The sequence below is a fragment of the Brucella pecoris genome, from assembly GCF_006376675.1.
Taxonomy (GTDB): domain Bacteria; phylum Pseudomonadota; class Alphaproteobacteria; order Rhizobiales; family Rhizobiaceae; genus Brucella; species Brucella pecoris.
Genome location: NZ_VEWK01000004.1, coordinates 340,914 through 360,698, shown reverse-complemented (window position 1 = coordinate 360,698; position 19,785 = coordinate 340,914). Strand labels below are relative to the sequence as shown.

The following is a 19,785-nucleotide window of genomic DNA, read 5'->3' as shown; positions in this document are numbered from 1 at the left end:
CAATTTCCCGTCTTGATTGAAGCCGTCGCGAATTGCCAAGCGGCCTGATTGCAGGATCATATGCTGTGAAATGCGTAACAGCTCGCCGGCGGGGGTGCTGCCGACGAGCCGCTCATCAGGTCATTGGGAGGAGGGAGGAACGACCTGATCAAGGTGAATTGTGTTGCGACGTCTCCACGGGTCTCAATCAGCGGCCAGCGTGCATCGGACGCATATTGCCGAAGTGGAAACCGCCACCGCCAAAACCGCCGCCGAAGCCACGATTGGCGAATGTCGGACGGTTGAAGCCGCCGAAACCGGTCGGACGCATCACCGGACCAGGGCCCCAATTGTGGCGTATCTGCCCATTGGGCCATCCGCGCCCGCCCCAGTTGCCGCGACCGTTCCACTGCGGGCCATGCCCCCAGCGCGGGTTCCAGCCGCCGCGATTGGACTGGCAGTTGCGACCGATGCAGCCATTGACGTAATTCGGCCCGCCGCGCCAGCCCGGTCCCCAGCCACCGCCCCAACCGGGGCCCCAATAGCCGCCGGTGGCCCAGCCGAGGCCAAGTCCGAGACCGAAGCCCGACCCCCAGCCATCATCGTAACCGTCATTGTTGACGATGACCGTCGTGCTGGACGGCGCCGCATAAGCCGGGCCGCTATAGGCACCGAAGCGAACATAACGCGCCGATACAAAGCCAACCCGGTTGCCGTTGTAAATCTGGCACCAGCCGTTGCGGCAGGAACCGGCGTTGACGGTTGCACCGGCGGGGAGCGCGGCAAGCCGTCCGTAATTGGAACCGGGGCCTGACCGGACATTCACCGAAGCCGAGACATAGGCGGTTGCAGCGGAAGCAATGGCAGGCGTAAACAGAGCGGCAGCAATGACGGCTGCACCAAGAATATGATTACCAGTAAGCACTCTCTTAAATAAAGACATCGCATCTTCTCCAGATTAGCGATCAAATAGAGACGCAATAAAGTACCAAACACAAAAGACAATACGGCAATACCATACGAGATACAAACAACGTCTTCAATAATGGTAAATTTATGGCGTATATTATTTTTTTCTACACTTCGATATTAACGGTAATCATCTTATTTTTACATTAAACAAAAACGCGATTACAGCAAATTGATTAAAAGTTTACATAAGTAACACCCTCCCAGAATGGCAATACGCCAAAAAGAAAAGCGCCCCGGAGGGAACCGGGGCGCCACGCGGCTTTGGGGGGAGAGAGGGAGGATAAAGCCGCGATACGATGCTGGATTACCGGGCTGCATTACCGGGCCGTCAAGGCCAGTTGTTTTGCAAAGGCAATGCGAGCATTTCCAGGCCGGAGCCATCGGAAATGCTCGCGCGCCTTGTTATGGCAGATTGCGCACGTCTTCCGGCGACATGTACATCGGCATCATATTGGTATCGAGGTGATGCATGACCCAGATGGAGCCGGCAAGCACGATGGCCAGAATGATGACCGTGAAGATGAGCGCCAGGATGTTCCAGCCGCCTTCGGACTTTGGATCAAGGTGCAGGAAGTAAACCAGATGCACCAGGATCTGGACGACAGCAATACCGAGCACGATGGCAGCGGTGGTTCCCGGCGTGAAGTAGCCATTCATGGCCATCATGAACGGAACGACGGTAAGGACGACCGCCAGTACAAAGCCGATCAGATAGGACTTCAGGCTGCCGTGGCTTGCGCCGTGGTCATGTGTTTCGTGTGCAGAGCTCATCACAGTACACCCAACAGATAGACAAGGGTAAAGACGCCGATCCAGATAATATCCAGGAAGTGCCAGAAGAGGCTGAGGCACATCACGCGCGTCTGGTTCTTTTCCGTCAGACCGTCACGCAGAAGCTGGGCGGAAAGCACCAGAATCCAGATCAGGCCAGACGTGATATGAAGACCGTGGGTTCCCACCAGCGCAAAGAAGGCCGAGAGGAAAGCGCTGCGGCCCGGACCGGCATCTTCGAGGATCAGGTGATGGAATTCATAGATTTCCATCACGAGGAACGAAGCGCCGAGCAGGAAGGTCACGCCCAGCCAGAACAGCAGGCCGGCACGGTTCTTCTTGAACATCGACAGTGTTGCCAGACCATAGGTCAGCGACGACACCAGCAGCAGCATGGTTTCGATCAGAACGAAGTTCAGATCGAACAGCTCACGGCCGGTCGGACCGCCCGCGAACTGATGCGCCAGAACGGCATAGGTAGCAAACAGCCCCGAGAAGAGAACGCAGTCGCTCATCAGGTAGATCCAGAAGCCGACCAGTGTGGTCGATCCTGCATCGTGATGGTCTTCGTGCGCGGGATGCTCGTTTCCACCCGTGAACGGAGCGGTGGTTGAAATGCTTGCGCTCATCGGAATCAGGCCTCCTGAGCAGTCAGTTGCCGGGTACGGAGGTCTTCGACTTCCTGCACCTCTTCGGCCGAGACGTAATAGTCTCTGTCATTATTGAAGGAGTGAACGATGGCAACGGCCAGCACAGCCACGGCGGAGGCGATTGCCAGCCACCAGATATGCCACACCAAGGCAAAGCCGAGCGGAATATTCAGCATGCCGATGATGAAGCCGGCGCCGGTGTTCTTCGGCATATGGATGCGCGCGAACTTTTCGGTGCGGCGTACATAGCCGTTCTGCTTCATATCCCACCAGCCATCATGATCACGCACATGCGGAACTTCGGCGAAGTTGTAGAAGGCAGGCGGCGAAGCCAGCGACCATTCGAGCGTGCGGCCGGTACCCCAGCTATCGCCATTGTTATCGCGCAGCTTTTCGCGGTCGCGGATCGAAACCGCAATCTGCAGAACCTGGAACACGATACCGCACAGGATGATCGCAACGCCGACGGCGGCAATGATGAGATAGATATGCCATGCCGGATTTTCGGTATGGTTCAGACGACGGGTCATCCCCATCAGGCCGAGCACGTAGAGCGGCATGAAGGCCATAATGAAGCCGACCAGCCAGCACCAGAACGCGTTCTTGCCCAGACGTTCGTTCAGCTTGAAGCCGAAAGCCTTCGGCCACCAGTAGACGAGACCGGCGAAGCAGCCGAACAGAACGCCCGAGATGATCACATTATGGAAGTGGGCGATCAGGAATACCGAGTTGTGCAGCACGAAATCCGCAGGCGGAACCGCGAGCAGAACGCCCGTCATGCCACCGACGACGAAGGTGCACATGAAGCCGATGGTCCACATGACCGGCGTTTCCATGCGAACGCGACCCTTATACATGGTGAAGAGCCAGTTGAAGACCTTCGCCCCTGTCGGGATCGAGATGATCATGGTCGCCACGCCGAAGAAGGCATTGACATTGGCCCCACCCCCCATGGTGAAGAAGTGGTGCACCCAGACCAGGAACGACAGGACCGTGATGGCAACGGTGGCGTAAACCATCGACTTGTAACCGAACAGGCGCTTGCCGGAGAAGGTCGCGACGATTTCCGAGAAGATACCGAAGGCAGGCAGAACCAGAATATAGACTTCCGGGTGGCCCCAAATCCAGATGAGGTTCACATACATCATCGGATTGCCACCGGCATCATTGGTGAAGAAGTGGAAATCCAGATAACGGTCGAGCGACAGCAGAGCCAGTGTGACGGTGAGGATCGGGAAGGCAGCCACGATCAGCACGTTCGAGCAGAGCGCAGTCCAGGTAAAGACCGGAACCTGCATCATGCCCATGCCGGGCGCGCGCATCTTGATGATGGTGGTGATGAGGTTCACACCCGAGAGCAGCGTGCCCATACCGGAAATCTGCAAGGCCCAGATATAATAATCCACCCCGACATCCGGGCTGAATTCCTTGCCCGACAGCGGCGGATAGGCAAGCCAGCCAGTCTTGGCGAATTCACCGATACCGAGCGACAGGTTGATCAGGATCGCACCTGCAACGGTCAGCCAGAAGCTGAGCGAGTTGAGGTATGGGAAAGCCACGTCGCGCGCGCCGATCTGAAGCGGCACGGCAAAGTTCATCAGACCGACAACGAAAGGCATCGCCACGAAGAAGATCATGATCACGCCATGAGCGGTGAAGATCTGGTCGTAGTGATGCGGCGGCAGGAAGCCTTCATTGGCGCCGGAGGCCAGAGCCTGCTGGGCACGCATCATGACGGCATCCGAGAAGCCGCGGAACAGCATCACGAGTGCCAGAATGATGTACATGACCCCGATGCGCTTGTGGTCGACGGATGTAAGCCAGTCGTTCCAGAGCGGAGTCCATTTGCGGTAATAGGTAATGGCTGCCAGAATAGCGAGCGCCCCGCCAGCCACCGCGGCCAAAGTGACCATGATGATTGGCTCGTGATAGGGTATCGCTTCGAGCGTAAGTTTTCCGAACATTTTTTATCACGCTTCGATTGGAGCGGTTCCGGGAGGGCCGACAATGGCTTTCATTCCGGAACCGCGTGAAACAAGGGACTGAATGCGGATGGCCGCGACCTCATCCGAGGTCACGGGCCAATCGGCACATCAATTTTCGAGCTGCGAGAGGCGCTGCGGCTGGACTGCGCAGATGATGTCGCTTGCCCACTGGCTGAAATCGACAGGCGAAGACTTGCGCAGATTTGCGCGCGCTTCGCGGATCATCTGTTGACGATGCATTTCGTCATCCATGCAGACGGACTTGCCGTCCCAGCAGCGGTTCACGATGTTGTGGAACAGCGCCTGGTCACTGAAGGTGAAGAACTGCGGCGGAACCTTCTCGCTCGGCTGCACCAGCGAGGCGTAACGGTCGCGGCTCAGCTCTTCGCCATTCGCCTTGGCCTTCACATCAGCCACCCACTTGTCGAAGTCGGCCTGATTATAAGCATGCGCCTTGAAGCGCATCTGGGCAAAGCCCTGACCGCTATAGTTGGCGGAGATACCGTCGAATTCGCCTGCATGATTGGCAACCAGATGCAGCTTCGTCTGCATGCTCGGCATGGTGTAGACCTGACTGCCGAGCTGCGGAATGAAGAAGGAATTCATGATGTTGCTGGAGGTCAGCTTGAAGTTGACCGGCACATCGACCGGCATTGCCATCTCGTTGACGGTGGCGATGCCCTGATCCGGATAGATGAAAAGCCATTTCCAGTCGAGCGCGACGACTTCGACATTGATCGGCTTCGCGTTCGATTCCAGCGGGCGATACGGATCGAGCTTGTGCGTGCTGATCCAGGTCACCGTGCCCAGAACGACAATGATTGCCATCGGGATGAGCCAGACGGCAAGCTCGATCTTGGTCGAGTGGTGCCAGTCGGGCTGGTAATCCGCCTTCTCATTCGAGGCGCGGTACTTCCATGCGAAATACAGCGTCATGAAGATGACGGGAAGCACGACGAGCAGCATGATGCCGGTCGCAAAAAGGATGAGATCGCGTTCTGCCACGCCGACTTCCCCTTTCGGGGAGAGCAGGACCTGGTTCTCGCAGCCGGCGAGAAACGCCGTGAGGGCCAAGACGGCGAACGAAACGATCGTCCGGGGGGTGCCGTGTTTCATTTGTCTTTCCATCCTGCGCGCAGAGTGTCATCTCCGGCGCATGCGTCATTTCCTAGATTTCGGTAAATTCTGAAATTTCCAAAAATACCGTTATAACGAATAATCCCGTTTGTCACGTGCCTGACGAAAATTGTACTGGATCGTAATGTCGCGCCCAAAAACAGGCATTTTGCATAAATAATCCGGCCTGATCGCAGATGCGGCGATGTCTTGGGCCGCCTCTCAAGCCACATCTCGGGCAATGCGTAATGCGATAAATCCAACGATCAGTGTATCAGAGGCCGGATATCAAAGGCCGAGTATCTAAAGGATCAACGCCCTGACGGATTTTCTCGAAATATAGCCAACCGTCAGACGCGGCGGAGCGAATAGGCCCAAAGGATGGGGTTTGCAAGATGAAAACCGCCGTCTGCCCCCGAATAAACGGGATTGTGATGGAAATTTACCGGAGTCACCGCAAATTATGCGGGTAAATTTGAAGATACTTATGTAATTCACCGGCTTTCAGGCAACTGCCCTGATCCACCTCCACCGTTTCATTGATGCGCGACCGGTAAAAATGACGGGCAGCGAAGAACGGTTTATCCTCAGCGCTTTGTATGCTTATACCAAGGCGCTGAGATGCTAACGCATCACGCCTTGAAAAAGTTCAATCGCCACTCGGGCTTAACCAAAGTCCATTGAGTTTCACTCAATGGACTTTGGTATTAGAGGGCGTTTCGATCTGGAACATTTCCTGTTTTCCTGAATCATTGGAGATGCTCTATTGAAAGAGCTGCGAGGGAATTGGGGGGAGAAATGATATTTGCCGAAATGCCGCTCGATGAAGCCGAAGGAACAATTCTCGGCTATGCGATCACGGCAGGCGCGCTCACTTTACGCAAAGGCACAGTTCTCGATGCCCTCAATCTCGCTCTGCTGCGAGAGGCAGGCATAGGTTCGGTTCTGGCCGCGCGTCTGGAAAAAGGGGACATCGGCGAGGATGAGGCAGCCCTCACCATCGGGCGCGTGCTTGCTTCCGCCGAGATAGAGATCGGCAATGCCACAACCGGGCGGGTCAACCTCCATGCCCGGCGAAACGGCGTATTTTCTGCCGATATCGACCGTATCGATACGGTCAATGCGCATGATGTGCGTATTTCCGTCGCGACGCTGCGCAATCATATGCGGGTGGAAGCCGGGCAGATGATCGCCACCGTCAAGATCATTCCTTTCGCCGTGCCGGAGACCCTGTTGCAGGAGATCGGCCTTGATAGACAACCGGCACTTCATGTCTACTCTTTCAACGGTTTACGAATCGGGCTGATCCAGTCGCGCCTCCCCTCAATACGCGAAACGGTTCTGGAGAAGACGCGCGAACTGATGGAAAAGCGCGCTGTCCGAAATGGTGGGACGCTTGTTTGCGAAAAACGCGTCGCACACGATCAGTCCGCACTGGCGGTGGCAATCGCGGATGTCAGCCCGGCCTGCGACATTATCGTGATTTTCAGCGCTTCGGCTGTCGCGGACGAGGCGGATATCGTACCGCAATCGATCCGTATTTCAGGCGGCGAAATCCTGCGCATCGGCATGCCGGTCGATCCCGGCAATCTGCTGGTTCTTGGCCAGCGTGACGGCAAATATATTGTCGCGGCCCCCGGCTCGGCCCGTAGCGCCCGCGAAAACAGCCTCGACTGGGTGCTGGATCGCCTGATGGCGGGGATTGCGCTTTCTGCCGACGACCTTTCCCGGATGGGGGTGGGCGGACTGGTGCTGTAGCCTGCATCGTCGCGCAATGCACGGCTTCAGCAAACCTCAGATCGCGTAGTCGAAAACCAGTATCCCTTCGATGCCGCCGTCGGCTGCTTCGACAAGGCTTTTGCCAACCTTCGCGTGTTCTGGATGCGGAAGATAAGCATCCCGCGCCGCGCCATCCGTGAAATCGACGACGAAACCGTGCCGGAATCCCTTTTCGAGACTTTCCGGGCTGTTGTTTTCGCCAGCCGTGATGGACAGGATGCCGCCGATTTTGCCCTTGAGGGCCACAACTGCCTGCAGTTTTTCTTCGATCTGCGCGGCTTCAAGTTCCGGCCTGAATTTGATGAGAACGATATGACGTATCATGAACGGTTTCCGTGATTGAAAACAGCATCGCGCCGCCTCTGGAAATGGCGGCGTGCAACCTCTCTCATACGGTATTTATCAAACAGAGAAAATGCTTCCGCTACATCCGGTGGAACGGAACAACATCAGGATCAGCATCGGAAGCCATTTCTCGGGTCAAACCCCGCTGAAACTAGCCTGCCGTTAGTATTCGAACTCTTTTTTGACGTGGACTTATCTGCTCGGACCGGACCGGTCCCCAGTGCATGTATCTCGCGCCTTTCAGCGACATTCCAAAAGCGAAAAAGGCCGGGTTGAACCCGACCTTCCGCTTTCACCTGAGTTACGCCAGTACATCCGTGGTCGCGATCCCAAGTGAATTCCCGATATGCAGATGAATATAACCCGTCTGCATTTCAGGAATATGACATTGCGGGCAGTGGCCAGATTGCTCCAAAACCGGTTCAATCCGGCCCTGCCCCGACAGTCCCGGCACACAAACCGTCGCCTGAAACTGCCGTATTCGCCCGATAGGCGTCTCTTGCACGCCCAATTCTATTCCCGTCAAACCCGCTTCTGCAGGTTGACGTCTATATTTCCCGCTTCAAACACCCCGATCCATCGCCCGACAGATACGGTTGGCAACCGACCGTCCGCGCGATCAGCGCCTTTACTCGAAACGTTTCTTTGCCAAGCCGTCATCGGCTTGGGTGCAGGTTTGCCGCGATGCCGCGATGCTTTGCACCCAGCGGGCCGCAGAACAGGTCGTTCAGGCCGCCATTGGTGTTTCTGCCAGATCGGGATGGTTGTAATTCCACACCTCGATCAGGCATTGCCGCATCAAATCAAGATCGACCGGACCGATCCGGCTCAGTACAAGATCGAGTTCGTCGGGCTCTACGCCCCGGTTGAGTAACTCAACAATCGCCTCAATCAGAATTCGTTTATCGTCAAATCTGTAGCGCTGCATAAACCTGCTCCGCTAGCTGCCCCAACACATGGTCATAGATTAAACGGTCATGGTTAACCGAAGCTTAAGCCCCGAAAATCCAACGCAATTTACCGACACCACGAACTGACACAGATGTTGCCCCCAACATTGTTCCCGCACGCATCCCAGGGAAATTTTACAAATAACTCAAACAGAACAAATGAAATATCTTCTTCTTTCGAACAAGATTAAGTCTAAATCTTAGTATATTCTATCCGAAAGCCAAGAAGAAATTTCCAGCCAGCTATATTTTATTATTTACTTGCGTTTGAATGAGGCCCCTATGTCGTTCTTTCGGAAATACGTTGAATGGTCCTTTAGCTATGCCCGGCTGGCCGGGCTTGGGCTGCTTATCGGATCGAGCATCATGGGCGGCTATCTCTATACGCTGCAATATAAGGGCAATGTTCACACCATCATCGACGGGCAGGCTTATCGTTCCAACCAGCCAGACCCGGCGCGCATCGCTTCCTTGCAGAAGCTCTACGGCATCAAGACCATCATCAACCTGCGCGGCCCCGAACCCGGCTCGAAATGGTATGATGAAGAGATCGCAGCCGCAAAGACGCTTGGCATCAAGCACGCCGATTTCGAAATGTCGTCTAGACGACAGTTAAACCCCGCACAAACCAGACAGCTTATCGCCCTGATGCAGAATGCGGAAAAGCCGGTTCTCATCCATTGCAAATCCGGCGCCGACCGCACCGGCCTGGCTGCGGCGCTCTATGTGGCTGCGGTGGCGAAGGGCAGCGAAAGCAAGGCCGAACGGCAAATGTCCATCGCCTACGGGCATTTCGGTTTTCCGCTCAGTCCAACCTACGTGATGGAAAAGACATTCGAGGCCATCGAAGCGGAACTGGGCTATACTGGCTCCTGACGGCGTCGCACGTCCCAAACGCAAAACGCCGGGGATAAACCCCGGCGTTTTTCTATCTCAAGGCAATGATCTTATTCGAGGCCGACGATCTTGCCGTCATCCCACTTGAAGATGTCGAAGCTCGGCGAGCTGAGATCGCCGCTTGCGCCATAGGTCAGCGTGCCGATAGCGGTTTCGATCGGCTTGCCGTCATGCAGCGCCTTGGCAACCGCAGCGGAATCGTCAGCCGAACCGGCGCTCTCGATACCAGCCTTGATGACTTCCACAGCGGCATAAGCGTTCATGGTGAAGGCTTCAGCCGGGATGCCCTTGGCCTTGAGCGCCTCGATAGCATCCTTGGAAGCCGGGTTCTTGGTGGCGTCCTTGGCATTGGTGAACAGCGTACCCTGCGCATTGGTGCCGCCGATTGCCCAATATTCGGTGTTGGACAGGCCTTCACCGCCGAGTACCAGCGCCTGCATGCCAGCATCATGCAACTGACGCGACAGAAGACCGCCCTCGGCATGATAACCGCCGAAATAGACGATTTCGGTGCCAGCGGCCTTCAGCTTGGAAACGAGCGCGCTGAAGTCCTTGTCTCCGGGGGTAACCGAATCATATTGAACTTCGGTGACACCGCCCTTGTTGATCGCAGCCTTGAAGGCGTCAGCCAGACCCTTGCCATAGGCACCCTTGTCGTGGATCACGGCGACCTTCTTGTCCTTGAAATTCTTCAGGACATAGTCGGCCATGACTTCCGCCTGCTGGTCATCGCGACCGCAGGTGCGGAACACGTTTTCCAGATTGCGTGCAGTCAGATCCGGGCCGGTGGCGGTCGGGGTGACCATCAGGACGCCGTTTTCCGAGAACACGTCGGAAACAGGGATGGCAACGCCAGTCGTGACCGGGCCGACAACGAACTTGATACCGTCGCCGACGATCTGGTTGGCGGCGGAAACGCCCTGCTTCGGTTCGCCGGCATCGTCGGCAAACTTCAGAACGACTTTCTCGCCCTTGATGCCGCCAGCCTTGTTGATGACTTCAACGGCGGTTTCCGCACCCTTCTTCACCTGGTCACCGAAAGCGGCGACAGGACCCGTCAGCGGTGCGACAACGCCGATGGTGATGTCTGCATAAGCAGCGCTGGCAAAGCCGAGTGTAGCTGCAAAAGCCACGCTGGACAGAAGTTTCAGGTTCATTCTTTTTCTCCTTTGGTGGGGCAGCGTCCTCCGACGGCCCCGAGACAACCCTTGCCGGTCAAATCTCAGCGCATCCGCGCTGCCGAATTGCCAGGCCCTCCCTTTTGTTCATCGCATGATCTCAAAGGGTCAATCCAAAAGCGCGCTCCCCACTCATCGAAGAGGTCCGAGCCATAATATTATCCGAAATTGCATCCGCCCTTTCGGAATCATGCTCCAGAACGGGAGCGAGCTTTCATGATGTAATAAGAATGCATTTCCGGCTTCCGATTGCAAGGGGCCAAGTGCCCGCAACTACAACGAAAAACGGCTCCTCCCAAAGTCTTAGTTCCCTCCCTTCCATGATGGTGATTTCTTCGCAAAAAAGGCCGCAATTCCCTCTGCGGCCTCTGGCGTTTCCCATGTATCTGCAAGACGGGTCAGCGTCATTTCGATGACGGCCTCGTCTATCGGTGCGCCCAGCGCATGAACCAGCCGCTTGGAGGCGGCAACCGCTGCGGGCGCGGTGGAAAAATAGGGTTTGATCTCTGCCTCTATCGCCACATCGAGACGTTCGGCCTCGACCACCTCATGCAGAAGGCCGATGCGCCGCCCCTCCTCGGCATCGAAAAGGCGGGCGGACGTGAATGTGCGCAGCGCATTGGCCTGCCCGATGCGCGCCACCACATAGGGGCTGATGGTTGCCGGTATCAGACCAAGTTTCGTCTCCGTCAGCCCGAAGCGCGCGCCGGAAACGCTGATCGCCGCATCGCACACGCTGATGAGACCCACACCGCCACCATAGGCCTGACCGTTGACGCGCCCGATCAGCGGTTTTGGCAGATCGCGTAGCGCTTTCAGCATGAGGGCGAGCTTGCGCGCTTCTTCAATCCGCTGGGCGCGCGTGGCTGTCACCTGCTCCTGCATCCATCCTAGATCGCCACCCGCGCAGAAACTCGCGCCGGTGCCGGTCAGAACCACGAGGCGCACAGCTTTGTTGTCCGCCAGATGCAGCGTCGCCGTCAGAAGCTCATCGATCATCCGACCGGACAGCGCATTGTGCTGCTCTGGACGGTTGAGCACCAGTGTCGCGACGCCGCGCGCGTCAATCGAAACATCGATTGTCTCAAAAGCGCTCATAAATCCCCCTAGGCCGCTTTATCCTGACGCAGCGCCTCAGCGAACAAGGCCGCCGATCTAAGCTTGTTCAGATCAAGGCCGGTTTCAAAACCCATTTCATGCAGCATCTCGACGACGGAAACCGTATCGACATTGCCCTTGGCGCCCGGTGCGAAAGGACAGCCGCCGAGGCCACCGACCGAAGCATCGAACACCCGCAGGCCCTTCTCCAGACTGATGCGGATATTGTCGAGCGCGCGGCCACCCGTGTCGTGATAATGGCCAGCAAGGCTGTGTGCAGGCGCAATGGCCAGCACCGCGTCAAGCATCGCCGCAACCTTGTCCGGCGTACCGCGCCCGATCGTGTCGCCGAGGCTTACTTCGTGACAGCCGAGCGAGAAGAGCTGCTCGGTCACATCGGCAACCGCTTGCGGGGCCACCAGCCCGTCATAGGGGCATTCGACCACGCAGCTCACATAGCCGCGAATGGCAAGCCCGTCATTGATGGCAGCGCCGATGACAGGTGACAGCCGCTCGATGCTTTCGGCAATCGTGCAATTGATATTGGCTTTCGAAAACCCTTCCGAGGCGGAAATGAAAACCGCAATCTCATCGACATTCGCAGCAGCGGCAGCTTCATATCCCTTCATGTTGGGCACGAGTACCGAGTAACGCACGCCGTTGGCGCGGCGAATCCCGGCCATGACTTCCCCCGCATCGGCCAGTTGCGGCACCCATTTCGGGCTAACGAAACTCGTTGCCTCGATGCGGGCATAGCCGCAATCCGACAGGCGGTCGATCAGTGCGACCTTGTCCGCTGTCGGCACAAACCGCTTTTCATTCTGCAGGCCATCACGCGCAGCCATTTCAACGATTTCTACGTGTTCAGCCATGTTCTTCCTCCAGTTCTACAAGAAGGATGCCTTCATTGACCTGATCGCCCGCTGCAACAGTTACGGACGAAACCTTGCCGTCGCGCGGCGCGGTCAGTGACAGTTCCATCTTCATCGCTTCCATCGTTACAAGCGGATCGCCCTTGGCGACGCTTGCACCCTCCACGACGGAAACCAGTCGTACCAGTCCCGGCATCGGTGACAGGATGCGGCTTTCGCTTGAGGTGTCCTCTTCCGCGCCAACAGACTGCACATGATGAAATATGGTGTCGCGACCTTCGAGTTGCACGGTCACATCATGCCCGATGCGCACGACGGACGCCTCCGACACGCGTCCATCGACAGCAAAGCGAACCAGCCCGTTCTTATGCTCACGAATTTCGATGGTGCCGAAAGCAAAGCCGAAATGCCTGTCGCCCCTGGTCGTGAAGCTGACCGTGTGGCGCTCGCCTTGATGATCGATCAGTATCGATCGCGATGCTTCCCCCCAAAGCCGGAACCCGCGCAGATCCGACCATGGATCGCCTTTTCGTGGCGCATCTAGGAGGTCGAGGGCACCAAGCGCAGCCAGCGCAAAGGCGATGTCGGAAGGCTGCTCCTCTGTGAAAAGCGCCGCTGTCTCGCGCCCGATCAGCCCGGTATCGACATCGCCTGCGCGGAAGGCATCCAGATTGCAGAGCGCCGACAGGAACTGGCGATTGGTGACGAGGCCAGCGATCCGGGTCTTGTTTAATGCCGCATCAAGCCGGTTCAGCGCCGCATCGCGCGTTGCGCCATGAGCGATGATCTTTGCGATCATCGGATCGTAGAACGGCGTGATCGTGTCGCCGGTTCGAACACCGGAATCGACACGCGCATTCTCAGGCGGCGCGAACAGAGCAAGCTTGCCGGTTGCAGGCAGGAAATCCCGCGCCGGGTCTTCCGCATAAAGCCGCGCTTCGAACGCCCAGCCATCGATCACAAGTTCGTCCTGCCGTTTCGGCAAGGCTTCGCCGGAAGCCACGCGCAATTGCCACTCGACCAGATCGAGGCCGGTGATCGCTTCCGTCACCGGATGTTCGACCTGTAGCCGCGTATTCATTTCCATGAAGAAGAAGCGGTCCGGGCGTAGCCCTTCCGAGACATCGGCGATGAACTCCACCGTGCCAGCGCCGGAATAGCCAATGGCCAATGCGGCCTTCACCGCAGCCTCGCCCATGGCCGCACGCATATCCGGCGTCATGCCGGGTGCTGGCGCTTCCTCGATCACCTTCTGATGGCGGCGTTGCAGCGAGCAATCGCGCTCGAAAAGATGCACCGCATTGCCGTGATTATCGCCAAAAACCTGCACCTCGATATGGCGCGGTTTGGTCATGTATTTTTCCACCAGCACGGCGCTATCGCCAAACGAGGCTTCCGCCTCGCGTCGTGCACTGTCCAGCGCCGCTGAGAAATCCGCTGCCTGATCGACGCGGCGCATGCCCTTGCCGCCGCCGCCCGCCCGCGCCTTGATGAGCACGGGATAACCGATACGGTTCGCCTCGCTTTTGAGGAAAGCGCCATCCTGATTGTCGCCGTGATAGCCCGGCACAACCGGCACACCGGCTTGTTCCATCAGCGCCTTGGCGGCGTCTTTCAGCCCCATGGCGCGAATGGCTTTTGCCGATGGGCCGATGAAGGTGAGTCCCGCCGTCTCGACGGCATCCACAAAACCGGCATTTTCGGAGAGAAAACCATAGCCCGGATGGATCGCCTGCGCGCCGGTTTCCAGCGCGGCCCTGATGATCGCATCGGCATTCAAATAGCTTTGCGCCGAAAGTGCGGGGCCAACGCGTACCGCCTCGTCAGCCATTTCGACATGCAGCGCGTTGGCATCCGCATCGGAATAGATCGCGACAGTGGCAACGCCCAGTTCACGCGCCGTGCGAATGACCCGCCAGGCAATTTCTCCGCGATTGGCAATCAGTATCTTTTGAAACATCTGATTGTCTTCCTACATTCTGAAAATGCCAAAGCGCGTCGGCTCGACCGGCGCATTCAGCGTGGCGGAAAGCGATAGTCCCAGCACTTCGCGGCTCTTGCGCGGATCGACGATGCCATCGTCCCAAAGCCGCGCCGAGGCATAGAGCGGATGGCTCTGGCGCTCGAACATTTCGAGCGTCGGGCGCTTGAATTCCGCTTCCTCTTCCGCCGACCATGTGCCGCCGGTTCGCTCGATCCCGTCGCGCTTGACGGTTGCCAGCACGCCAGCCGCCTGCTCCCCGCCCATGACCGCGATGCGGCTGTTCGGCCAGGTCCACAGGAAGCGCGGTGAATAGGCCCGCCCCGCCATGCCATAATTGCCCGCACCATAAGACGCGCCGATCAGCATGGTGATCTTCGGCACATTGGCCGTCGCGACCGCTGTCACCAGCTTGGCGCCGTGCTTGGCGATGCCTTCGGCCTCATATTTACGCCCGACCATGAAGCCGGTGATGTTCTGCAAAAACACCAGCGGAATATTGCGCTGGCAGCAAAGCTCGATGAAATGCGCGCCCTTCAGCGCCGCTTCGGAAAACAACACGCCATTGTTGGCAATGATCCCGACCGGCATGCCGTAAACGCTGGCAAAACCGCACACAAGCGTAGTGCTGTAGCGCGCCTTGAACTCATCGAAATCCGACCCGTCGACCAGCCGTGCGATCACCTCGCGCACATCATAGGGAATGCGCGTATCGGCGGAAACGACGCCCAGAATTTCCTCCGGGTCGTAAAGCGGAGCGGCGCCGTCACCTCTCGCAATGAAGCTGCGCTTCTCGCTATTGAGATTGGCGGCAATGGCGCGCGCGATCTGCAAGGCATGCGCGTCGTCATTGGCCAGATGATCGGCCACGCCGGACAGCCTTGTATGCACATCGCCGCCGCCGAGATCTTCCGCCGTCACCACTTCACCGGTCGCAGCTTTGACCAATGGTGGACCGGCCAGAAAAATCGTGCCCTGCCCCCGCACGATCACCGTTTCGTCGCTCATGGCAGGCACGTAAGCACCGCCTGCCGTGCACGAACCCATGACCACCGCCACCTGCGGAATGCCCGCCGCCGACATCTGCGCCTGATTATAGAAGATGCGCCCGAAATGGTCGCGATCCGGGAAAACCTCGTCCTGATTGGGTAGGTTCGCGCCGCCGGAATCGACCAGATAGATGCAGGGCAGACGGTTTTCGCCCGCAATCTCCTGCGCGCGCAGATGCTTCTTTACCGTGACTGGATAATAGGTGCCGCCCTTCACCGTCGCATCGTTGCAGACGATCATGCAGTCGCGGCCCGACACGCGCCCGATGCCGGTGATGATCCCGCCGGAAGGGGCCGCGCCGCCATACATGCCATGCGCTGCCGTCAGCCCGACTTCGAGAAAAGGCGAGCCGGGATCGAGCAATTGCGCCACGCGTTCGCGCGGGAGCAGTTTTCCGCGCGAAACATGGCGTTCGCGCGCTTTTTCGCCACCGCCATCGATGGCAAGGCGAGACGCCTCGGCCACGATATCGATGGCCTCAAGCATGGCTTTGCGATTGGCCTCGAAGCTGGCACTGCGCGTCGAGATTTCCGATTTCAGGACCGGCATCAGCGGGTCTCCTGAAAGAGTTCCCGTCCGATCAGCATGCGCCGGATTTCCGAGGTGCCCGCACCGATTTCATAAAGCTTGGCGTCGCGCAGCAGACGACCGGTCGGATAATCGTTGATATAGCCGTTGCCGCCCAGCGCCTGTATCGCCTGCAGGGCCATCTGCGTAGCATTTTCAGCCGTATAGAGAATGCAGCCCGCCGCGTCCTTGCGCGACGTCTCGCCCCGGTCGCAGGCCGCAGCCACCGCATAAGTGTAGGCGCGCGAGGCATTGAAGGTCACATACATGTCGGCAAGTTTGCCCTGCATAAGCTGAAACTCGCCAATCGGCTGGTCGAACTGCTTGCGCTCATGCACATAAGGCACGACGACATCAAGGCACGCCGCCATGATGCCGAGCGGACCGCCCGACAGCACCACGCGTTCATAATCGAGCCCGGACATCAGCACATTGACGCCCTTGCCTTCCGTCCCGAGCAGGTTTTCGGCAGGCACTTCGCAATCTTCGAACACCAGTTCGCAGGTGTTGGAGCCGCGCATACCGAGCTTGTCGAGCTTCTGCGCCGTGGAGAACCCCGCAAACCCCTTTTCGACAATAAAGGCGCTGATCCCGCGTGAGCCGGCCGACGGGTCGGTCTTGGCGTAGACCACCAGCACATCGGCATCGGGGCCGTTGGTGATCCACATCTTGTTGCCGTTCAGCACATAGGTCTGCCCACGCTTTTCGGCACGAAGCTTCATCGAGACGACGTCGGAACCGGCACCCGGCTCGGACATGGCGAGCGCGCCGACATGCTCGCCGGAAATGAGTTTTGGCAAATATTTCGCGCGTTGTTCGGTCGAGCCGTTCCGCTTGATCTGATTGACGCAGAGATTGGAATGGGCGCCATAGCTGAGGCCGATGGAAGCGGAAGCCCGGCTGATTTCTTCCATCGCGATGCAATGGGCAAGATAGCCCATGCCTGCACCGCCATATTCTTCGGGCGCCGTAATGCCGAGTACGCCAAGCTCACCCAGTTCACGCCAAAGATGCATTGGAAATGCGTTGTTGCGATCGGTTTCAGCGGCCAGCGGCGCAATGCGGCTTTCCGCAAAACGGCGCACCGTATCGCGAAGGGCTTCGATCTCCTCGCCAAGACCGAAATTGATGCCCGATGCAAACATACTCGTCCTCCACAAGTTCTGCGCGGCAACCATCTTTTGCAAGATGGCTTATATGCAAGGCAGAGTGTCTCGTGAATTTCGAATAGGCAACCGTTTTGCATGGCGTTCTGTGGCTATTTATTACCGGATAACGAAATTTTGTTACGCCCGTTACCCAATAACTCCAAGCAATTGGAGGCTGATCAAATCAGTCCTCATGAAGCTCGGCTAAATCGCGGTAAAGCTCCAGCGCTTCCGGGTTGGCCAGCGCCTCGCGATTCTTCACGTCGCGTCCATGCACGATATCGCGCACGGCAAGTTCAACGATCTTGCCGGATTTGGTGCGCGGAATATCTGCGACAGGAACGATCTTCGCCGGGACATGACGCGGAGTCGCGCCTGTGCGGATCTTGGTCTTGATGCGCGCCTTGAGGTCGTCATCGAGCATCACACCTTGGGCGAGGCGCACGAACAGCACCACCCGCACATCCTTGTCCCAATCCTGCCCGATGCAGAGCGCTTCGGCGATCTCCGGCATCTGCTCGACCTGATTGTAGATTTCCGCCGTACCGATACGCACGCCGCCGGGATTGAGCGTCGCATCCGAACGGCCATGGATTATGATACCGTCATGTTCGGTCCATTCGGCAAAATCGCCATGGCACCAGATATTGTCGAAACGCTCGAAATAGGCTGCCTGATATTTCGCTCCGTCCGGATCGTTCCAGAATTGCAGCGGCATGCAGGGAAAAGCCTTGGTGCAGACCAGTTCACCCTTTTCGCCACGCACCGGCTTGCCATCGTCGTTCCAGACATCGACGGCCATGCCAAGACCAGCCCCCTGGATTTCACCCAGCCAGACAGGTTCGATGGGCACGCCCAGCACGAAACAGGATACGATATCCGTACCGCCGGAAATGGACGCAAGATGCACATCGGACTTGATCGCCTCATAGACGAAGGCAAAGCCTTCCGGCGATAGCGGCGAGCCGGTAGACGATACGGTGCGCAGCGCCGACAGATCGTGCGTTTCGCCAGGTTTCAATCCGGCTTTCAGCACAGCATCGATGAATTTCGCGGAAGTGCCGAAATAGGTCATACCCTCAGCGGCAGCATAATCGAACAGCGCATTTCCATCGGGATAGAAGGGTGAGCCGTCATAAAGCAGCAAGGTCGCACCCGAGGCTATGCCAGAGGCAAGCCAGTTCCACATCATCCAGCCGCATGTGGTGAAATAGAAGAACTTGTCGCCTTCGCGAATATCCGCATGCAGGCGCTGTTCCTTCAGGTGCTGCAACAAAACACCACCGGCGCGATGAACAATGCATTTCGGGATGCCGGTCGTGCCGGAGGAAAACAGAATGTAGATCGGGTGATCGAAAGGCAGACGCGTGAATTCGACAGGCTTGGCCGTAACCGCGTTCAGCACGTCATCGAGCGCAATGCCCTTCTCGGCTTTCTGCGCAACGGCTTCCGCCTCGCCCAGATAAGACACGATCACCGACCGTTGCAGCTCCGGCAGTCTTGCCGTCACTTCCGCCACCTTGTCGGTCACCTCGATGCGCTTGCCATTGTACCAGTAGCCGTCGCAGGCGAAGAAAAGCTTCGGCTCGATCTGGCCGAAACGATCCAGCACGCCCTGCACACCGAAATCCGGCGAGCACGACGACCAGACGGCACCGATGGACGAAGCGGCCAGCATCAGGGCTACGGCCTCCGGCATGTTGGGCATCATGCCCGCCACGCGGTCGCCAGGCTGAACGCCTTCCGCCAGCATGAATTGCTGGAGTTTTGAGACCAGCGCGTGGAGATCGTCCCAGGTCAGACGGCGCTCGACCTTGTCTTCGCCACGAAAGACGATGGCTTCCTCGTCGCCGTGGTAGCGCAACAGGTTCTCGGCAAAATTGAGCCGCGCTTCGGGGAAGAACTTTGCCTCGCGCATATGCCCCTTGTCGACAAGGGCCGTGTTGCCACGCTCTCCGATGACCGCGCAGAAATCCCATACGAGTTGCCAGAACCCGGCGCGATCCTCGACAGACCAGCGATGCAGCGCGGCATAGTCCGGCAGGCTCTGGCCTGTGCGTTGTTCTGCACGAATGCGGAATTGCTCCAGATTGCTGGCCGCGATGCGCCCCGCATCCGGTTGCCACAGCGGACGGTCATGCGAAAACTGCGTGGGGACTGCGTTGGTGCTCATCATTCCTCCCGGTAACGGCCAGTAACGGTGTGAAGCCCGCCCCTCTCCCGATGGGCTTCGTCACGAGTTTCTACAGCATCGGCCCAAAAATCGGAATCGATTTTTGGAAAGTACAATGCGTAGATTCAATCATTTAGAGCGACCTTTGTGTCCAAATGGACGCACGGCACTCTAAGAGCATAATCCGACGAGATGAAATGATGATCGACAGGATTGTCGTTTCAGCAGGAAATTTTTGGATGACGTTCTATTTATCAATTTCAAGGCATTGTTG

At 57.7% G+C, this 19,785-nt stretch carries 16 protein-coding genes; 2 read left to right on the top strand and 14 right to left on the bottom strand.

Annotation, left to right across the window (positions count from 1 at the left end; translation table 11 throughout):
• Positions 1–187: 187 nt before the first annotated feature.
• The 5 genes from FIB18_RS10700 to cyoA all read right to left on the bottom strand — a co-directional run bounded on the left by FIB18_RS10700 (position 188) and on the right by cyoA (position 5,473).
• Positions 188–922, bottom strand: a complete 735-nt coding sequence (locus FIB18_RS10700) for an SH3 domain-containing protein (RefSeq protein WP_140020683.1) — start codon at positions 920–922, stop codon at positions 188–190.
• A gap of 431 nt (positions 923–1,353) precedes the next feature.
• Positions 1,354–1,722, bottom strand: coding sequence for a cytochrome o ubiquinol oxidase subunit IV (locus FIB18_RS10695; RefSeq protein WP_109987154.1), 369 nt, complete (start codon positions 1,720–1,722; stop codon positions 1,354–1,356).
• Complete coding sequence (gene cyoC / locus FIB18_RS10690; RefSeq protein WP_140020682.1) at positions 1,722–2,351, bottom strand: cytochrome o ubiquinol oxidase subunit III; 630 nt, start codon at positions 2,349–2,351, stop codon at positions 1,722–1,724. The genes FIB18_RS10695 and cyoC overlap by 1 nt, the downstream gene beginning before the upstream one ends.
• A 5-nt stretch (positions 2,352–2,356) precedes the next feature.
• Entirely contained in the window at positions 2,357–4,336 is a 1,980-nt protein-coding gene (gene cyoB / locus FIB18_RS10685) for a cytochrome o ubiquinol oxidase subunit I (RefSeq protein WP_140020681.1), read from the bottom strand.
• 129 nt (positions 4,337–4,465) lie between these two features.
• On the bottom strand, positions 4,466–5,473 hold the full coding sequence (cyoA, locus tag FIB18_RS10680; protein ID WP_140020680.1) for a ubiquinol oxidase subunit II: 1,008 nt from the start codon (positions 5,471–5,473) through the stop codon (positions 4,466–4,468).
• 798 nt (positions 5,474–6,271) lie between these two features.
• Between cyoA and FIB18_RS10675 the strand changes: the two genes are divergently transcribed.
• Positions 6,272–7,231 carry a molybdopterin-binding protein gene (locus tag FIB18_RS10675; RefSeq protein ID WP_140020679.1) on the top strand — a complete coding sequence of 320 codons (960 nt, stop codon included), beginning with the start codon at positions 6,272–6,274 and terminating at the stop codon, positions 7,229–7,231.
• 36 nt (positions 7,232–7,267) lie between these two features.
• Here FIB18_RS10675 and FIB18_RS10670 read toward each other — a convergent pair whose 3' ends face one another.
• Both FIB18_RS10670 and FIB18_RS10665 read right to left on the bottom strand, forming a co-directional pair.
• Entirely contained in the window at positions 7,268–7,576 is a 309-nt protein-coding gene (locus FIB18_RS10670) for a Dabb family protein (RefSeq protein WP_140020678.1), read from the bottom strand.
• A gap of 748 nt (positions 7,577–8,324) precedes the next feature.
• On the bottom strand, positions 8,325–8,525 hold the full coding sequence (locus tag FIB18_RS10665; protein WP_140020677.1) for a hypothetical protein: 201 nt from the start codon (positions 8,523–8,525) through the stop codon (positions 8,325–8,327).
• A 304-nt stretch (positions 8,526–8,829) separates the two neighbouring features.
• On the opposite strand from FIB18_RS10665, the gene FIB18_RS10660 reads away from it, so the two are divergent.
• A complete protein-coding gene (locus FIB18_RS10660) occupies positions 8,830–9,423 on the top strand; it encodes a tyrosine-protein phosphatase (RefSeq protein WP_140020676.1) in 594 nt (197 codons plus the stop codon).
• A 71-nt stretch (positions 9,424–9,494) separates the two neighbouring features.
• Here the strand turns inward: FIB18_RS10660 and FIB18_RS10655 are convergent, their stop codons facing one another.
• The 7 genes from FIB18_RS10655 to FIB18_RS10620 form a co-directional block, all read right to left on the bottom strand.
• Positions 9,495–10,601: an ABC transporter substrate-binding protein gene (locus FIB18_RS10655; RefSeq protein ID WP_140020675.1), complete on the bottom strand. Its 1,107-nt coding sequence runs from the start codon at positions 10,599–10,601 to the stop codon at positions 9,495–9,497.
• Positions 10,602–10,925: 324 nt separating this feature from the next.
• On the bottom strand, positions 10,926–11,720 hold the full coding sequence (locus FIB18_RS10645) for a crotonase/enoyl-CoA hydratase family protein (RefSeq protein ID WP_140020674.1): 795 nt from the start codon (positions 11,718–11,720) through the stop codon (positions 10,926–10,928).
• Positions 11,721–11,728: 8 nt separating this feature from the next.
• Positions 11,729–12,592, bottom strand: a complete 864-nt coding sequence (locus FIB18_RS10640; protein ID WP_140020673.1) for a hydroxymethylglutaryl-CoA lyase — start codon at positions 12,590–12,592, stop codon at positions 11,729–11,731.
• Positions 12,585–14,552 (bottom strand): acetyl/propionyl/methylcrotonyl-CoA carboxylase subunit alpha, encoded by a 1,968-nt coding sequence (locus FIB18_RS10635; protein ID WP_140020672.1) that lies wholly within the window; start codon positions 14,550–14,552, stop codon positions 12,585–12,587. The genes FIB18_RS10640 and FIB18_RS10635 overlap by 8 nt, the downstream gene beginning before the upstream one ends.
• Before the next feature lie 12 nt (positions 14,553–14,564).
• Positions 14,565–16,172 carry a carboxyl transferase domain-containing protein gene (locus tag FIB18_RS10630; protein WP_140020671.1) on the bottom strand — a complete coding sequence of 536 codons (1,608 nt, stop codon included), beginning with the start codon at positions 16,170–16,172 and terminating at the stop codon, positions 14,565–14,567.
• Positions 16,172–17,335, bottom strand: a complete 1,164-nt coding sequence (locus tag FIB18_RS10625) for an isovaleryl-CoA dehydrogenase (RefSeq protein WP_140020670.1) — start codon at positions 17,333–17,335, stop codon at positions 16,172–16,174. Before FIB18_RS10625 ends, FIB18_RS10630 begins: the two co-directional genes overlap by 1 nt.
• A 187-nt stretch (positions 17,336–17,522) precedes the next feature.
• Positions 17,523–19,511 carry an acetoacetate--CoA ligase gene (locus FIB18_RS10620; RefSeq protein ID WP_140020669.1) on the bottom strand — a complete coding sequence of 663 codons (1,989 nt, stop codon included), beginning with the start codon at positions 19,509–19,511 and terminating at the stop codon, positions 17,523–17,525.
• Between the last annotated feature and the right edge of the window lie 274 nt (positions 19,512–19,785).

What these genes read in the sequence shown, in the direction of transcription:
- FIB18_RS10675 (WP_140020679.1), top strand. Translation starts at nt 6,272, where the DNA reads ATGATATTTGCCGAAATGCCGCTCGATGAAGCCGAAGGAACAATTCTC.
- FIB18_RS10625 (WP_140020670.1), bottom strand. Translation starts at nt 17,335, where the DNA reads ATGTTTGCATCGGGCATCAATTTCGGTCTTGGCGAGGAGATCGAAGCC.
- FIB18_RS10645 (WP_140020674.1), bottom strand. Translation starts at nt 11,720, where the DNA reads ATGAGCGCTTTTGAGACAATCGATGTTTCGATTGACGCGCGCGGCGTC.
- FIB18_RS10660 (WP_140020676.1), top strand. Translation starts at nt 8,830, where the DNA reads ATGTCGTTCTTTCGGAAATACGTTGAATGGTCCTTTAGCTATGCCCGG.
- FIB18_RS10630 (WP_140020671.1), bottom strand. Translation starts at nt 16,172, where the DNA reads ATGCCGGTCCTGAAATCGGAAATCTCGACGCGCAGTGCCAGCTTCGAG.
- FIB18_RS10670 (WP_140020678.1), bottom strand. Translation starts at nt 7,576, where the DNA reads ATGATACGTCATATCGTTCTCATCAAATTCAGGCCGGAACTTGAAGCC.
- FIB18_RS10635 (WP_140020672.1), bottom strand. Translation starts at nt 14,552, where the DNA reads ATGTTTCAAAAGATACTGATTGCCAATCGCGGAGAAATTGCCTGGCGG.
- FIB18_RS10665 (WP_140020677.1), bottom strand. Translation starts at nt 8,525, where the DNA reads ATGCAGCGCTACAGATTTGACGATAAACGAATTCTGATTGAGGCGATT.
- FIB18_RS10640 (WP_140020673.1), bottom strand. Translation starts at nt 12,592, where the DNA reads ATGGCTGAACACGTAGAAATCGTTGAAATGGCTGCGCGTGATGGCCTG.
- cyoC (WP_140020682.1), bottom strand. Translation starts at nt 2,351, where the DNA reads ATGAGCGCAAGCATTTCAACCACCGCTCCGTTCACGGGTGGAAACGAG.
- FIB18_RS10655 (WP_140020675.1), bottom strand. Translation starts at nt 10,601, where the DNA reads ATGAACCTGAAACTTCTGTCCAGCGTGGCTTTTGCAGCTACACTCGGC.
- cyoB (WP_140020681.1), bottom strand. Translation starts at nt 4,336, where the DNA reads ATGTTCGGAAAACTTACGCTCGAAGCGATACCCTATCACGAGCCAATC.
- FIB18_RS10695 (WP_109987154.1), bottom strand. Translation starts at nt 1,722, where the DNA reads ATGAGCTCTGCACACGAAACACATGACCACGGCGCAAGCCACGGCAGC.
- FIB18_RS10620 (WP_140020669.1), bottom strand. Translation starts at nt 19,511, where the DNA reads ATGAGCACCAACGCAGTCCCCACGCAGTTTTCGCATGACCGTCCGCTG.
- FIB18_RS10700 (WP_140020683.1), bottom strand. Translation starts at nt 922, where the DNA reads ATGTCTTTATTTAAGAGAGTGCTTACTGGTAATCATATTCTTGGTGCA.
- cyoA (WP_140020680.1), bottom strand. Translation starts at nt 5,473, where the DNA reads ATGAAACACGGCACCCCCCGGACGATCGTTTCGTTCGCCGTCTTGGCC.